Annotated in this window: 15 protein-coding genes; 6 read left to right on the forward strand and 9 right to left on the reverse strand. The window is 60.9% G+C overall.

Going from position 1 to position 14,527, the window contains the following annotated elements; genetic code table 11:
* Positions 1 to 44 precede the first annotated feature (44 nt).
* Together pcaH and pcaG are read left to right on the forward strand one after the other, a co-directional pair.
* Complete coding sequence (gene pcaH / locus EEB13_RS10745) at positions 45 to 773, forward strand: protocatechuate 3,4-dioxygenase subunit beta (protein WP_033233775.1); 729 nt, start codon at positions 45 to 47, stop codon at positions 771 to 773.
* On the forward strand, positions 770 to 1,432 hold the full coding sequence (gene pcaG, locus EEB13_RS10750; RefSeq protein WP_141485212.1) for a protocatechuate 3,4-dioxygenase subunit alpha: 663 nt from the start codon (positions 770 to 772) through the stop codon (positions 1,430 to 1,432). The genes pcaH and pcaG overlap by 4 nt, the downstream gene beginning before the upstream one ends.
* Here the strand turns inward: pcaG and idi are convergent, their stop codons facing one another.
* The 6 genes from idi to EEB13_RS10780 form a co-directional block, all read right to left on the reverse strand.
* Positions 1,433 to 2,035: an isopentenyl-diphosphate Delta-isomerase gene (gene idi, locus EEB13_RS10755; RefSeq protein WP_141485213.1), complete on the reverse strand. Its 603-nt coding sequence runs from the start codon at positions 2,033 to 2,035 to the stop codon at positions 1,433 to 1,435. It abuts the gene before it with no gap.
* Between the two features lie 25 nt (positions 2,036 to 2,060).
* Entirely contained in the window at positions 2,061 to 3,089 is a 1,029-nt protein-coding gene (locus tag EEB13_RS10760; RefSeq protein WP_045066797.1) for a phytoene/squalene synthase family protein, read from the reverse strand.
* Complete coding sequence (crtI, locus tag EEB13_RS10765) at positions 3,082 to 4,701, reverse strand: phytoene desaturase family protein (protein ID WP_141485214.1); 1,620 nt, start codon at positions 4,699 to 4,701, stop codon at positions 3,082 to 3,084. The genes EEB13_RS10760 and crtI overlap by 8 nt, the downstream gene beginning before the upstream one ends.
* Before the next feature lie 49 nt (positions 4,702 to 4,750).
* The gene (locus EEB13_RS10770; RefSeq protein WP_233365542.1) at positions 4,751 to 5,959 is read right to left on the reverse strand and encodes a glycosyltransferase; all 1,209 of its coding nucleotides are present in this window, start codon (positions 5,957 to 5,959) and stop codon (positions 4,751 to 4,753) included.
* A complete protein-coding gene (locus tag EEB13_RS10775; RefSeq protein WP_141485215.1) occupies positions 5,956 to 6,858 on the reverse strand; it encodes a carotenoid biosynthesis protein in 903 nt (300 codons plus the stop codon). The genes EEB13_RS10770 and EEB13_RS10775 overlap by 4 nt, the downstream gene beginning before the upstream one ends.
* 425 nt (positions 6,859 to 7,283) lie before the next feature.
* Positions 7,284 to 7,880 (reverse strand): TetR/AcrR family transcriptional regulator, encoded by a 597-nt coding sequence (locus tag EEB13_RS10780; protein WP_222839792.1) that lies wholly within the window; start codon positions 7,878 to 7,880, stop codon positions 7,284 to 7,286.
* A gap of 71 nt (positions 7,881 to 7,951) precedes the next feature.
* On the opposite strand from EEB13_RS10780, the gene EEB13_RS10785 reads away from it, so the two are divergent.
* From EEB13_RS10785 to EEB13_RS10795, 3 genes are all read left to right on the forward strand, one after another.
* Positions 7,952 to 8,638: an SDR family oxidoreductase gene (locus tag EEB13_RS10785; protein WP_141485216.1), complete on the forward strand. Its 687-nt coding sequence runs from the start codon at positions 7,952 to 7,954 to the stop codon at positions 8,636 to 8,638.
* Positions 8,639 to 8,774: 136 nt separating this feature from the next.
* The gene (locus EEB13_RS10790; protein WP_045065788.1) at positions 8,775 to 10,610 is read left to right on the forward strand and encodes an acyl-CoA dehydrogenase; all 1,836 of its coding nucleotides are present in this window, start codon (positions 8,775 to 8,777) and stop codon (positions 10,608 to 10,610) included.
* A 20-nt stretch (positions 10,611 to 10,630) separates the two neighbouring features.
* Complete coding sequence (locus EEB13_RS10795; protein WP_141485217.1) at positions 10,631 to 11,119, forward strand: hypothetical protein; 489 nt, start codon at positions 10,631 to 10,633, stop codon at positions 11,117 to 11,119.
* A gap of 127 nt (positions 11,120 to 11,246) precedes the next feature.
* Here EEB13_RS10795 and EEB13_RS10800 read toward each other — a convergent pair whose 3' ends face one another.
* From EEB13_RS10800 to EEB13_RS10810, 3 genes are all read right to left on the reverse strand, one after another.
* Positions 11,247 to 11,876 (reverse strand): hypothetical protein, encoded by a 630-nt coding sequence (locus EEB13_RS10800; RefSeq protein ID WP_141485218.1) that lies wholly within the window; start codon positions 11,874 to 11,876, stop codon positions 11,247 to 11,249.
* Positions 11,877 to 12,215: 339 nt separating this feature from the next.
* Positions 12,216 to 12,431 carry a three-helix bundle dimerization domain-containing protein gene (locus EEB13_RS32450; RefSeq protein WP_141485219.1) on the reverse strand — a complete coding sequence of 72 codons (216 nt, stop codon included), beginning with the start codon at positions 12,429 to 12,431 and terminating at the stop codon, positions 12,216 to 12,218.
* 117 nt (positions 12,432 to 12,548) lie between these two features.
* The gene (locus EEB13_RS10810; protein WP_092804864.1) at positions 12,549 to 12,767 is read right to left on the reverse strand and encodes a hypothetical protein; all 219 of its coding nucleotides are present in this window, start codon (positions 12,765 to 12,767) and stop codon (positions 12,549 to 12,551) included.
* 431 nt (positions 12,768 to 13,198) lie between these two features.
* On the opposite strand from EEB13_RS10810, the gene EEB13_RS10815 reads away from it, so the two are divergent.
* Positions 13,199 to 14,404 carry a putative Ig domain-containing protein gene (locus EEB13_RS10815; protein ID WP_187328529.1) on the forward strand — a complete coding sequence of 402 codons (1,206 nt, stop codon included), beginning with the start codon at positions 13,199 to 13,201 and terminating at the stop codon, positions 14,402 to 14,404.
* The last annotated feature ends 123 nt before the right edge of the window (positions 14,405 to 14,527 follow it).

Consider the following 14,527-nt stretch of genomic DNA (forward strand, 5'->3'; position numbering starts at 1 on the left):
ATCGAAAATATGGTGGGCGAACATCCCTTCGACAGGAGACCACCGTGACAATCGGCGAATTTGTTGAGCGCGACGTCAGACTGCACCCTCCCGCACTGACGCCGGGTTACAAGACGAGCATCCTGCGCTCGCCTCGTCAGGCTTTGCTATCTCCCCGCAACACGCTGTCCGAAATCACCGGGCCCGTGTTCAACGGAAAAGACCTGGGGGCGAAAGACAACGACCTGATCCTCAACTTCGCCAAAGCCGGCTTACCGATCGGCGAAAGGCTGATCGTGCACGGCTATGTACGTGACGAATTCGGAAACCCGGTCTCCGGCGCACTCGTGGAAGTGTGGCAAGCCAACGCGGGCGGACGCTATCGACACAAGAACGACCAGTATCTCGCGCCGATCGATCCGAACTTCGGCGGTTGCGGTCGGATGCTCACCGATCACAACGGCTACTACGTCTTCCGCACTATCAAGCCTGGACCGTACCCGTGGGCCAACAGCGCCAACGCCTGGCGTCCTGCACATATTCATATGTCACTCAGCGCAGACGGTTGGGCGCAGCGGCTGATCACGCAACTCTATTTCGAGGGCGACCCCTTGATCGAGCGCTGCCCGATTGCCGCAACCATTCCGTCAATCGATCAGGTACGCAGCCTCATTGCGCATGAAGATCCGTCAAACGACGTGCCTTTCGACGCTCGAACCTACCGCTTCGATGTCACCCTCCGCGGACGACGAGCCACCTTCTTCGAGAACACGATTCCAGGAGCATCACGATGAACGTCGCCCATCAGTTTGCCGCACAATCTCTTGCGACACGATTTCCCGAAACCCCGTCGCAGACGGGCGGCCCCTACGTACACATCGGACTTGCGCCACAGCAGGCGGGATTCGAGATTTTCGAGAAGAACTTCGACAACAATCTTGTCTCCGATGACACAGTCGGAGAACGGATCACGATCGAGGGACGCGTCATCGACGGCAGTGGATCCCCAGTTCGCGACGCCTTGCTCGAGATCTGGCAGGCTAACGCGGCCGGCAAGTACGCGCATCACCTCGACCCACAAGACAAAAGTGTCGATCCGAGCTTTGCCGGATGGGGCCGCACGGGCGCAGATTTCGAATCCGGAGTCTTCGAGTTCCAGACGATCAAACCCGGCCGGGTCGAGCACAATGGCGACCGTGTCCAAGCCCCACACATCTGCTTCGTCATCTTCGCCAGAGGCATCAACATCGGACTGCACACCCGCCTGTACTTCGACGACGAAATCGAACTCAACGCAGCAGACCCCATCCTCTCGGGGATCGAGCTCCACAACCGCCGAAGCACTCTGATAGCCAATCGACGCAGCGAGAACGGAAAGACCGTCTACACCTTCGACATACGACTACAAGACACCCCGGACGGTGGAGCTGAGACAGTATTCTTCGATATTTGACTAGTACAGTAGGCGCCGGTCCTGATTTTCCCGTGCGGCGGGCGGCAATGCCGATGCGGGCGCTGTGGGCCACTGCTCCGGATCCGGATCAAGCTGTCGAAGCTGTTGCACCTGTTCACGACACCATGGCGAGACGTCACGACCGCCACCGAGAACAGCGTCCGAAAACTTGTGCCAGTCAACCCATTCCACGCTTTCCACTTCCGTCGGATCGGGAACCGGTTGTGGGCCGTCGTAGATCACCCGAAAGACAGGGCAGATCTCGTTTTCGACGATGCCGGTGTCCATCACCGCGCGGTATCGGAAGAAAGGGAGCGCAAGGCTGACATCATCGACACCTATCCCAAGTTCTTGGTTCAGCCGACGTCGGACGGCTTCTTCAAGCGATTCGCCCGGAGCGGGATGTCCGCAGCAACTGTTGGTCCAGACACCTGGCCACGTTGCCTTGTCCAGTGCACGCCTCGTAATCAGGAGGTTGCCGCTCCGATCGAAGACGTACGCCGAGAAAGCAAGGTGCAGTGGCGTTGTAGTGGTGTGGACGCTCGCTTTCGGTTCGATCCCGATGGATCGACCTGCGTCGTCGAGCAGCACGACGTATTCCATGTGAAGTCCCGTTCTCTTCGTTCGATCAGGGTGCCGGCGTCAGCAGCGTGCGGAGGCTGATCCATCCGGTTTCAGCCAGTCGCGGTGCCGCGATCGACATTCGGCGCCGCTGGGAAACGTGTGCCCGCTTGTGAAGTACGCGATATCCGCCGTCTTCCACCGCGCGCAAAATGTCGCCGTACAGGACAAACGCCGTGCGCATCGCGGGGCGTACCACCGGGTCGAGCATATCGATCCCCGGTTCGGCAGTGCGGTACACCGCACGGGTGTGTGCGATCAGATGCGCGAGAGCGCGCTCGAGTCGGACGTCGCTGCGGCCGGTGACACGACAGTTTCGCAACAGGCCTTCGTCGACACCGAAAGCATTCAGTTCCTCGGTCGGCAGATAGATCCGATCACGATCGAGATCCTCTCCCATATCCCGGATGAAGTTGGTCAGCTGAAAAGCTTCACCCAGTGCGACCGCTGGTCCGGCGGCACTGTCGCGATCTGTTGCCGTGCCCAGGATCGGAAGCATTTGCAGGCCGATGACAGCGGCGGATCCGTACATGTACTCGGACAGTTCGTCCATCGTTCGATACCGCGAGCGGAACATCTTGGTTCCTGGTATGTCCATTCGCATCGAGTGCAGGAAGGCGTAGTAGTAGTCGTGCGAAATGCTGTATCTCGCAGTGGTATCCACGAGCGCTCTGAGCACCAGGTCGGATCTACTCTCCCCCAGCGGCTGTCCGTCGAGCGCATCTCGGATGCGAGCCTCGAACAGGTCAAGCTTTGCGCTTGCCCTACGATCGGCTTCGGTGGGCGAAGTACCCGTCGAATCGACTGTGACAGAGGAAAGCGCTGGCACATAACCTGATTCGCTGTCGCCGGAATCCACGTCGACGATGTCGTCGACCATCCGCGCAAACCCGTAGAGCGCGTGCACGCCGGCGCGCTTGTCAGCCGGCAGTAACCGGGTCGCGAGGAAGTAAGTTTTGCCATGCTGCTCGTTCAGGTCGCGGCACAGTCGATACGCGTCGTGGAGGCTCGGGTCGATCTTGTCGAGTTCACGCATGACCGACACCGACTTCGACACCGAGAGCAGCCGACGATTGCGCGTTGTTCGATCCTGTTATCCGCTCTGCGGCAAGCCTTCCCGAAACGAGAACCGTCGGCACGCCGACACCCGGAGTGGTCCCTGAACCGGCGAGGACGACGTTGCCGAGACCAGGAACCAGATTCTTGCGGCGAAATGGCCCGGTCTGACGGAATACATGGGCCGACGAGAAGGGACTACCGTCGAGCATTCCTTTGTCCAGCCAAGTTCGTGGGGTGTCTAGGTGGTCGACGGACATCGACGAGGTCAGGTTGCGATATCCGCGTTGTTCCAACACTCCTTGAATTTCACGCATGTACGGAACCCCCAGACGATCCCAATCGAGGGGCGCGCTGGCAAGATTCGGGCAAGGAGCCAAGATCGAGATGGGTTCACTTCTGACGCCGTCACGAACGAGATTCAGCGATGGGTCTGTCACAGCCGGTCGGGTGATCAAGAGAGATGGATCATCCATCAACTGCCCGCGGCCACGACGCGCGGTAATCCGAGCAAAGGTCTCAGACCACTGTTCGCCGAAGTCGATGGTGTGGTGAGACCTTGACGGCCACGACCGCGTCACATCCACCGGAACCGTGCCGTGAAAAACGACGGCTGACGGCGATACGACGGAATATCCGCGTCGCCGACCCGTAGACGGCGCACCTGCCTGGTCGAGCAACCGATCGACTACAGGTAAGTCCGGAGTCAACACGAGGGCATCACACGAATAACTCCGACCATCCGACGTCAAAACCTCTGTGACGCGCTTGTTCTCGATGTTTACCTCGGACACTTCGGCGTCGGTGTGAAGCACTCCCCCGTGTCGTGTGAACGCGTCGGCCATCACCTCCGCAATTTTGGCCATGCCGCCCACCGGAAAGTAGACCCCGAGTGAGGTGTCCATGTGCGCGATGGCGCCGTATACGCCCAACGCCTTGGCGGGGGCCATTCCCGCGTACAGTGCCTGGAAGGTAAAGATTCGTCGCAGCCGTTCGTCTTTCACGAAGGATCCGACCCGCGGCCCGAGTCGACCGAAACCACCCAGCCGAGCCAGAGTGGCGGTGTCGCGCACTGCCGATGGCGTCGACACCAGATCGAGTGGTGAATCGAAATTCGAGTCGATGTACCGACCGAACTCGGTGTCGAAGATCGACGCCAGCCACCGTCGAAGCTTGCGGTATCCGTCGGACTCGCCTGGACCGCATGTCCTTTCGACCTCTGCCGACATCGCAAGCGGATCCGAGTACACGTCGATGGAACTGCCGTCTGCGTAACGCGTGTGATAGCTGGGTGAAAGCTTCGTCAAAGTGAGTGCAGGAGTGACGGAATCAAAAGACTCACCCACTGCGGCCAATGCGTCGGCGATCAAATTCGGCATGGTGAGAACACTGGCACCGTTGTCGATGTCGTACAGGAAACGACCCGCGTCATCGACCACCGGATAGGTACCGACACGCCCACCGATCGCGGCCTCACGCTCGAGGACTGTGACACGCTTGCCCGCCCCGGTGAGGTGGAGCGCAGCGGAGAGGCCGGCGAGGCCGGCACCGACCACAACAACCGAATCGACTTGCCCGCTCACTGATCTCATGATCGATCACCTGTCACAAGCGCTGGGTTCGAGGCCGACATCAGGATTCTCATTTCTTCATCGTGCTAGCGAGGGTGGCCACGTCGGTGGTCGGGGCGTTCAACGGCCGACTCTTCCATGACAGTTCGTTTCGGGCGAAGCGTCGACGCGAATCGAGCACAAGAGTCGCAAAAAGTGCTGCCGAAATGGGGTGGGCGCAGGCCCGCGCCAGATCTGCGAGGTTGGCTCTGCCGGCAGATTCCGACTGCGCAGAGCACAGCCGAGCCGTGACTGCGGCAAGGTAGCCGGCAGTCCCCAAGCGTCGTGTGCTTCCCGTTCCCAGAACAGCGGCAGCGGGCGGAAGGAGATATACGATGCTCACGCCCGCAAGAGCAGCGGCGGTGCCCACTCGTCCACCGAATGAGGACCACAACCACCGGGTGTAGCCCTCCCGAAGTTGAGGCCAGTCGCGATACATCCGACAACTGACAAAACCCGCACCCGAGACCAGAACCGTACGTTTGCCGTGGCTGCGAAGAGCTCTAGCTATGTCCAGATCTTCGGTGGCACTGGAGGCCACCGACTCGTGTCCACCGATTTCACGGTAGGCGCCGGCATCGAACATCAGGAATTGACCACACGCCACCGAAAGTGATTGTCTCAGCGACCTGTTCGCCAAAGGTACCAAGAGGGTCGACATCCACGAAAAGGCCAGCAACGGCTGAACAAGATGCTCAGCAACGCTGCCCGACTTCTGTTCGGGCCACGGGCACAACAATGCTGCCCCTCGGCCGCGGAGCGCAGCAACCGACGCCGCGACCGCACCAGGCGACAGCCTGACGTCGGCATCGACAAAAACGATAACGTCCGGCTGGTCTTCGAGACCGATATCGGCAAGGGTCCGACACGCTGCGGCCTTTCCCGTCCAACCAGGGCTTGGCGGATCACACGTGGATACGACGGTGATCCGCGGATCACCGTCGGCGGCGCGGCGAGCGGCAGCCAGTGTGCCGTCGCCGGAGCCGTCATCGAGGACTATTACCCGAAGTTCGCCCGCATATGTTTGCGCCCGCAGATCCGCGATCAGCAGGGGCACGGTGGATTCCTCGTCGCGGGCGGGAATGCACACAACGACGCGATCGTGTGGCTTACTGATGTCCATTCGCCGCAGGCGTGGCATGAACAGCGCATTCCCGATAGACATCGCCGCAGACAATCCGGCCAGCGCCGCACCCGCCGCTGTCAGGCGATGCAGGATTCGTGGACTCGCGGCGGTCATGCCGTCACCGAGTCCTCTCGGGGCTTCCAGGTCCACATCCAGGCCAGGGGTATCCCCACAACACCCATCGCACAGAAGCCGTAGATCGCCGAAGACTTCAATTCGTCCCCGTCGAGCAGCGCAGCGTGGGCAAGTGCCGAGCCGAGCCACGTCCACATGAACAACACCACGGGCGCGGCATCCGAAACCCGCGGCCCGTACTTCCTGCGGGTATCGAAGCGCTTTCCGACATACTCGATCACAACTGCCATTATCAGGGCGGTGGCAAACCAGCCCAGATAGTTCGTGAACGGAATCGACGGTATGCCGGGAAGACCCGGATTTCCGGACGTCCACGTCCACTGGCCGTCCGTCACCATCTGAGTGTCCAGATAGAGATCCCACCCGACCATCCCGGCAGCCGTTATCACGATTCGCTGTCGAGACTGCCACTTCGGTGACGCGCGGGTTCGCTCGAGTACATAACCCACAGCGCACCAAATGGGATAGAACCCGGCAGTCCACGCAAGTGGAACCACCGCCGGGACACCCAGAATGTCAGGCCCCAACCGATCAGTGGCGTAGAAGTAACTGCCGAAGGGAAAACCTGTTGCCGTGCCGATCATTTCGGCGACAAGACCCAACCCCGCGGTGGCCGCGAACAGTACCAAGGTCCACGCCGGCCCACGCGCAATCACCGCATGAACAATCGATGCAGCAGCTAATAGGGCGACTACCGCAACAGTGACACCGTCACGTGAGTCCCCGCTCACCAAGGGATAGATGATCTGGGCGATCAATGCGCACGCGACGAGCCCCCATACGAGAGCGATCCATCGACCTGCGTTTCCGGCGAATCCGTTTCCGGTGGATGTTCGCCTGGCCGTCTCGGCAGCAGGCGAAGGCGTGGGCGCATCCATCACAGTCTTTCGTCGTCGGAAGCGCGCGGTTCCTGCGGTGATTCTTCCGCCATTTCGTGTGGCGACCTGGGCTGACGGCTCGCATCCAGGAACATTTGGAGAAAGCCGACACCCGGATTGCTTGGGCGCGGATTCTCGCCTCCGTGAGTACCAGAAGAAGAAATAGACATGTCGGTCACATTCCTGTGATTGTCGGCCAGAACTTCACGAGAGCTCAACGAACGGACTGTGAGTTGACGGAAAATCGGCTTCTACCAGTGCATGCATGACACTCTGCCCTTCCTGTCAACACCGTCTCGACACAGTTGAGCACGGAGACGGTACACACCGTCTGCGTGGCATTCGTAGCCGTTTCGCACCCGGATGGGAGTTCTCGAGAAAAAGTTTTCGGGCACGCGGGTGACACGCCATCGTCTTGCCGCGAATCACCCGTCGGTTGGTTTCAGCGCAGCGCGTGCTGCGGTGAGAATCTCCTCCGAGACGGTCGATCCCTTGGTGGCTCGCGAGAGGAGAATCGCGCCGACCATGGTGCACAATCGGGCAATGCCATCCTGATCGCCATCGGCGAGTCCTTCGGCAAAAGCACCGACACCCTGGGTGTAAACCCGACGAGCCTCGGCATCTTCGGGTTCGCGCGCCATGTCGACGGCAAGTGCCGCGGCGGGGCATCCGTCTGCCGGGTTGTCGCGATGCTCGACGGAGAGATAGGTGTCGATCAGGGACTGCTGAGCAACAACGCGCTGGTCCCCATGCTGGCCGAATTCGGACTTGTAGGTCTTCGACAGTTCAGCAAATGCATAGGCGGTGGCCTCGTCGATGAGCGCTTCCTTCGAGGCAAACTGCTTGTAGAAGCCACCATGGGTCAACCCGGCCGCTTTCATCAGGTCGGCGACGCTGAGCTGGGTGCCCTGCTCTCGGAACAGGCGGGCGGCGGTTTTCACGACACGTCGACGGTTCTCTTCCGCTTGCTGTTGCGATACACGGCCCATCAACCACACTCCCGTTTGGATTTCATTTGACATCTATCTTAGCGTGAATTTAGATTGCATTCGTAATCTAAATTTCCGTCAGTACCTCACCCCTGGGAGACATCATGGATCTGAACAATGCAGTTGCCGTCGTCACCGGCGCCAATCGAGGACTCGGACGCCATCTGGCCGCGGGGCTCGTCAAGCGGGGAGCAAAGGTGTACGCAGCCGCCCGAAATCCGGAAACAGTCGATCTGCCCGGCGTCATTCCCTTGCAGCTGGACATAACCGACGAGGAGTCGATCAAGGCTGCCGCCCGCACCGCGTCGGATGCAACTCTGCTCGTGAACAACGCAGGAATCTCCACCTCCGCGCCGCTGATTAGCGGCAACATCGATGACGTGCGCCGCGAGATAGACGTGAACTTCTACGGCCCGCTCGCCGTGACCCGAGCCTTCGCTCCCGTCATCGAAAGTAACAGCGGGGGAACAATACTCAACGTACTTTCCGTACTGTCCTGGTTTCACCCCGCCGCGCTCGGATCCTATGCCGCAGCCAAGGCGGCGGCGTGGGCAATGACGGACGCTGCTCGAGAGGAACTGGCGCCGCGCGGAATCACCGTCTCGGCACTGCACGTCGCATACATGGACACTGACATGGCGGCGGATGTACCCGCCGAGCAGAAGATCGACCCAGCCGATGTCGCCGCGCAGGCCTTGGACGGTATCGAAAAAGATTTGCTCGAGATCCTCGCCGACGACACCACTCGGTACATCAAGAAAAATCTTGCGATTGCGCCGAATTCAAACTGACCACGACGCGCTATTTTGCAGCAACGGCACTTCCGGCCGCCGTCGCTTCGTCACATGTTCTACCTACGGTTGCGTACTGAATTCTTTGTGGGGCAGGCTTTCTTGTGTACTGATGACGAGCCGAGGTCGGAGAATCATGAGTCACTACAAGAGCAATGTGCGCGACATCGAGTTCAATCTGTTCGAAATACTCGGGATCGGTGAGCTACTGGACGGCGACGCCTACGGCGACCTCGATACCGACACTGTGCGCAACATCCTCACCGAGGTCGCGCGGCTCGCCGAGGGTCCCGTCGCCGCCTCTTTCGCCGACGCGGATCGGCACCCCGTCGAGTTCGACGCACCCAACCACGCCGTCGTGGTCCCGGAACCTCTACGCAAGACCGTCGAGGCTGTGAACGAGGCCGGCTGGTCGCGGCTCGGTCTACCAGAAGGCATTGGTGGTGTACCCGCTCCCGCACCGTTGGTTTGGGCGATCGGCGAGATGCTGGTCGCGGCAAACGGATCGGCGAGCTTTTTCAACATGGGTCCACTGATGGCGAGCGTGCTCTACGGCGTCGGCACCGACCAGCAAAAGCATTGGGCAAAAGAAGGTTTCGAGCGCGGTTGGGCCGCCACCATGGTGCTCACCGAACCCGACGCAGGATCCGACGTGGGCGCAGGCCGTACGAAGGCAATCGCGCAGGACGACGGCACGTGGCACATCGAGGGCGTCAAACGGTTCATCTCCGGCGGCGACGTCGGCGACACTGCCGAAAATCTCTTCCACCTGGTACTCGCTCGTCCCGAGGGAGCCGGCCCTGGAACGAAGGGGCTGAGCCTGTTCTACGTCCCGAAGCTCCACTTCGACTCGGAGACACTCGAACTGGGAGAGCGCAACGGCGTGTACGTCACCGGTGTCGAGCACAAGATGGGCCTCAAGTCGTCCCCGACCTGCGAGCTCACGTTCGGGGCCACCGACGTACCCGCCGTCGGCTGGCTCGTCGGCGACGTACACAACGGCATCGCCCAAATGTTCCAGGTGATCGAGAATGCTCGAATGATGGTGGGCACCAAGGCTGCCGGGACACTGTCTACCGGATATCTCAACGCCCTCGCCTACGCCAAGGAGCGCGTTCAAGGGGCGGACCTCACTGAACTGACAAACAAAACCGCACCTCGCGTGACCATCACTCATCACCCCGACGTGCGACGCAGCCTGGCAATGCAGAAGGCCTACGCCGAGGGGCTCAGAGCGGTCTATCTGTACACCGCGGCGCATCAGAATGCCGATGTTGCCGAATTGGTTTCGGGTGCAGACGCCGAATTGGCGGCGCGGGTCAACGATCTACTGCTACCGATCGTCAAGGGTGTCGGCTCCGAAAAAGCCTACGAACTGCTCACCGAAAGCCTGCAAACCCTGGGCGGCTCCGGGTATCTGCAGGACTACCCGATCGAGCAGTACATCCGCGACGCCAAGATCGACACCCTGTACGAGGGCACCACGGCAATCCAGGCGCAGGACTTCTTCTTTCGTAAGATCGCCCGCGACCGTGGCGTTGCGCTCGCGCATGTGACCGGTGAGATACGAAAGTTCATCGACCGCGACGCCGGAAACGGTCGCCTCAAGGCAGAGCGGGCACTGCTCGAGACTGCGCTGACCGACGTACAAGAGATGGCCGGGACGCTCACTGGCTATCTGATGGCTTCTCAAGACCAGCCGTCCGAGTTGTACAAGATAGGCCTCGGATCGGTGCGCTTTCTGTACGCGGTAGGTGACCTGCTCATCGGATGGCGCCTGCTGGTGCAGGCCGAAGTTGCGTTGGCAGCCTTGGACCGGGACGCGCCTGCAAAGGACCGGTCGTTCTACCGGGGCAAGGTTGTCATCGCGTCGTACTTCGCGAAGAACATCCTGCCCATCCTGTCCTCGACAAAGGAAATCCTGGGGTCCCTCGACAACGAGATCATGGAGCTCGAGGAAGACGCGTTCTGACAACGTGCCACAGTGAAGGCATGTATGTGCCCGACATCGACTACGTGGGGGTCTGGACCTTTCCGATCACGGGGCCGGATGCACCAGACGGCGCCCCCACCAACGTCGTCACTGCGTGCCAGGCCGTCGGCAGGGATCTGCAATGCCGATGGCATGGCCCAGATACGTACATCGAGAACTGCCTGTGGACTATCTCGTTGCTCGATGACGGTCACTGCCACCTCGCACTCAAGCCTGGCCCGCGGCCGAAGCACAAGAGTGCAGGAACCAGTCCGCTGAGGGGCCTCGGGTTCGGCGGGCCACACATCGAACAGTCGATGCTCGAGCTGACAGTGCTGATCGCCGGAGAAGTCCAGGATGAGCTGGCCGGCGGATTTGTGCAGTGGCCTATTGAGGGACAAAGAATGTTGATGCCGTCGCTGCGAGGCGACAAGGCCGTGTGGGTGGCTCGCAGCGCTGATCGCGTTATCGCGGAAATCGGAACACTGTGCCAGAGGTCTGCTTTGTAGCGTTTCGCCGCCGAGTACGGCGTCGCGGTGATCAGACCGGCAGGAACAGCGACGAAGTCCCCTACCAAGGGCACGAAGGCACACACCAGGGCGACGAGGCCCACTAACGCCTCATCGACGATCGTTGTCAGGCCATCTCGGGTACGTGCAGATGAGCGATCGCCAGCTCGAACTCACCTACCTCGAGAAGCCGCGCACCGGACTCACGGATTCCCGAAGTTCTGATGGTCTCGGACTCCTCCCTGTTGCCATTCATCGCCGCAGCGCTGTCGAAGGTCACCGACGACACGGCGCGACCGGCGGCAGGATCGACCAGCAAGCTGGCACTGCAGAACCCCTCGAGGTCTTGCATCATGGGCAGGGAGGCCATCTTGTACACGTCGACTGCGCGCTCGAGGTGGCCCGGCTCGACCTCGAGCCATGTGACCCGCACGCAAGCGCCACGGTGTGAGCGGTGGTCACGATGCAGGACGGCAATGTCCCACCGCGCGACGGTAGTGGCGCCATGGAAGACCTCAGCCATGCCGGCGCGGAGCTGCAGGACCGGTCCTTCGCTCGAACGAAGGGAATCCTCGTCCGTCCAGGAGCTGGTGGCGATGCATCGACCGGAGCTGTGGTCGACCAGCAGGGACAGTCCGGCGCAGCCGTCGATGCCGGCGAGCGCGGGCATCACGGTATCGCGCATGTGCTTGATCCCGACGTCGATGAACGACGGCTGCGCATCAATGGTTGTTGAGCGTGCATACACGATCGACACCTTTCTTCTCGGTCGGCGCCTCGACGGCACCGACGGGTCAATCCCCCTCTCTCACACTCCTCCACGGGGCCAAGGCAAAGCAATGATGAAATCCGGACCTGTGGGCGAAAGAATGTACGAGTGCTTTTCTCTTCGCGCCGGTCGGACAGCAATGAGAAGCGGCTCCGCTTCTCCTCGAACAGTTCTACTCGGTTCCTTCGGATGCCGAGTCACACACCGCCCCAACAGCCCCCACCCCCCGCGTGCTTCGACTTCGCGTCCTTCGGGGCCGGCTCAACGAAGAACCAGATACGCCCGCCGTCGGTCACTGTGTACTGGAAACGGGCATAACTGCGGCCTTCATTCATGCCATACGCGAAATCGGCCTCGAGCTGGCACAGCCGCGCAGATTCGACCGTCGGATCGTGAGGGGTGTCCCAGGCATCGGTGGCCGTCGAAATGAGCGTGCACCGATGCCACCACTTGTGCGACAACGTCGGCGGACACCGACGGATACTTCGCGGACAACCGCGTCACCGCATGAGCGATCAAACGTTCTGCCTCTTCGCTCTTCATCTGTAAAACTGCGCCCTACCTGCCTATAGTTCAACAGAAGAAAAGTCGGCGACTGTCTTCGACACCGTGTATTGGTCATCGAATTCGGCTGCTGGGTACCGAGGAACCAAAGCGATCTCAGATTTCCCCGTCCCAGGCATCGTTGCGATCGTGCGTGGTGGGGGTCGGCATGCCGTGTCCAAGCCCGCGGGCCTTCATTTCTTCGTTCACAAAATAGAACCGTGCTTTTTGGTTCGGGGTGAGGCGATCAAACCTGTTGTACAGGGATTGGTACTCGTCTACCAGATCGTCGCTCGTAATTCGGTAGACCGACAGCGGCACCTCATCTTGCATCATTGTCTGTCTCCTCAATTTCGTCGGCGCTCACGACAAGAGAGATTCGAGGGTCGCACCCGCCGAACTTCAAAATGTGGACTTGCGTTGACTCATGGATCTATTACACGCCTGTCTCCGACGAGGTCAAAGGATGACTGCTGCGTGGCCCAAACCCGGTGCTCGTCGCGACTTTGCAATCGGGCGTACCGTTTTCGGTCCGCTTCGGTCATGCCACCCTGGAGATTGGCACTCATCTCAGCACTCATCTCGACGATAGGGGTCGCGGAGTCCATGGGCGATCATGGCCACTAGGTGCATGTGTCCTCTAATGGCCACTTGAAACTCTTACATACAAGCGAAATGTTCTATATCTTCCGATGTGGTGGTTACCTTCCCGTGGCCGCTGCGCATCCCGGTACGGGGCGCTGACAACTGGAAGGGTTTGCCTCTTTATGGATATTCTCAATCGAAAAGCATTATCTCAGAGGCAATCTCGGACCACCGCGGCATTCGGCGCTGCGGTTCTGGCGCTAGCCATGACGCTCGGCAATGCCGGCGGTATCGCCGCCGCGGACACCGTCCTCGACACCACCATCCCGGTCGCCGCACAGGCTCGCGGGGTGGCGATCTCCCCCGACGGCAGCCGCGCCTACGTAGCGCACGAAACCTATCCCGGCGCTTTGTTGGTGATCGACACCGCCACCAATGCAGTCATCGGCAACCCCATCGAGGTCGGCTCGCGGTCGGTAGGCATGGCGTTCACCCCCGACGGAACCCGCGCTTACGTCACTCACGACACCATTCCCGGCAACGTATCCGTGATCGATACCGCCACCAATGCAAAGGTCGGCGAAGTCGCTATCCCCACCTATTCCAACGGGGTGGCGTTCACCCCCGACGGAACCCGCGCCTACATAACCGCCGTCGAACCTGCCGGGGTCTGGGTGGTCGATACCGCCACCAGCACTGTCATCGGCGGTCCCATACGTATCGACGGTTGGCCCAGCGGGGTGGCAATCACCCCCGACGGCAGCCGCGCCTACGTCAGTCACGAAACCAATTCAGGCTATATATCGGTGATCGACACCGCCAGCAACACCGTCGTCGAAGAGTTCACGGTCGGCGTGCGGCTTCGCAGCGTGGCAATCACCCCCGACGGCAGCCGCGCCTACGTCACCCACGACACCAGCCCCGGCAAGGTGTCGGTGATCGACCTCGCCACCAAGGCAGTCATCGAAGAGATCCCGGTCGGCGCGTATCTTCGTGGGATTGCGATCACCCCCGACGGCGGGCATGCCTACGTCGTCGACAGCAGCCGGCAATTGGTCTCCGTAATCGCGATCGACAAAGCACCCACCCTCGACGGGACACCTCCCACGGGCGCCGTCAACACGCCATACACCCACACCTTCACCGTGACCGGACAACCCGCCCCCACGGTGACCGTCACCGACGGCACATTGCCCGACGGACTCGAACTCAGCGCGGCCGGCGTCCTGTCCGGAACCCCCACCACGGCAGGATCGTTCACTTTCTCGGTGACCGCGTCCAACGGCTTCGGTACACCGGCCGTCCTCGCCGATATGACGATCGAGGTCACCCAGACTCCGCCACCTGCGACCGGACTTCTCGGATCACTCGAGAATTTCGGGTCCTGACCTCGGCGTCCTAACCTGTTGGATACCAACGCAATACGAATCGCGGCCGCTCATCCCACTCCGGGATGGGCGGCCATCGACATTCGAAAATCCGGCGGTGAACGACGACAAGCTCTGGCCGGC

The organism is Rhodococcus sp. WS3 (assembly GCF_003797085.1).
Lineage (GTDB): Bacteria > Actinomycetota > Actinomycetes > Mycobacteriales > Mycobacteriaceae > Rhodococcus_F > Rhodococcus_F globerula.

Excerpts from the sequence above, each read along its gene's own strand:
- pcaG (WP_141485212.1), top strand. The coding sequence starts at position 770 with ATGAACGTCGCCCATCAGTTTGCCGCACAATCTCTTGCGACACGATTT.
- idi (WP_141485213.1), bottom strand. The coding sequence starts at position 2,035 with ATGGAATACGTCGTGCTGCTCGACGACGCAGGTCGATCCATCGGGATC.
- EEB13_RS10760 (WP_045066797.1), bottom strand. The coding sequence starts at position 3,089 with ATGCGTGAACTCGACAAGATCGACCCGAGCCTCCACGACGCGTATCGA.
- crtI (WP_141485214.1), bottom strand. The coding sequence starts at position 4,701 with ATGAGATCAGTGAGCGGGCAAGTCGATTCGGTTGTTGTGGTCGGTGCC.
- EEB13_RS10770 (WP_233365542.1), bottom strand. The coding sequence starts at position 5,959 with ATGACCGCCGCGAGTCCACGAATCCTGCATCGCCTGACAGCGGCGGGT.
- EEB13_RS10775 (WP_141485215.1), bottom strand. The coding sequence starts at position 6,858 with ATGGATGCGCCCACGCCTTCGCCTGCTGCCGAGACGGCCAGGCGAACA.
- EEB13_RS10780 (WP_222839792.1), bottom strand. The coding sequence starts at position 7,880 with ATGTCAAATGAAATCCAAACGGGAGTGTGGTTGATGGGCCGTGTATCG.
- EEB13_RS10785 (WP_141485216.1), top strand. The coding sequence starts at position 7,952 with ATGGATCTGAACAATGCAGTTGCCGTCGTCACCGGCGCCAATCGAGGA.
- EEB13_RS10790 (WP_045065788.1), top strand. The coding sequence starts at position 8,775 with ATGAGTCACTACAAGAGCAATGTGCGCGACATCGAGTTCAATCTGTTC.
- EEB13_RS10795 (WP_141485217.1), top strand. The coding sequence starts at position 10,631 with ATGTATGTGCCCGACATCGACTACGTGGGGGTCTGGACCTTTCCGATC.
- EEB13_RS32450 (WP_141485219.1), bottom strand. The coding sequence starts at position 12,431 with ATGAAGAGCGAAGAGGCAGAACGTTTGATCGCTCATGCGGTGACGCGG.
- EEB13_RS10810 (WP_092804864.1), bottom strand. The coding sequence starts at position 12,767 with ATGATGCAAGATGAGGTGCCGCTGTCGGTCTACCGAATTACGAGCGAC.
- EEB13_RS10815 (WP_187328529.1), top strand. The coding sequence starts at position 13,199 with ATGGATATTCTCAATCGAAAAGCATTATCTCAGAGGCAATCTCGGACC.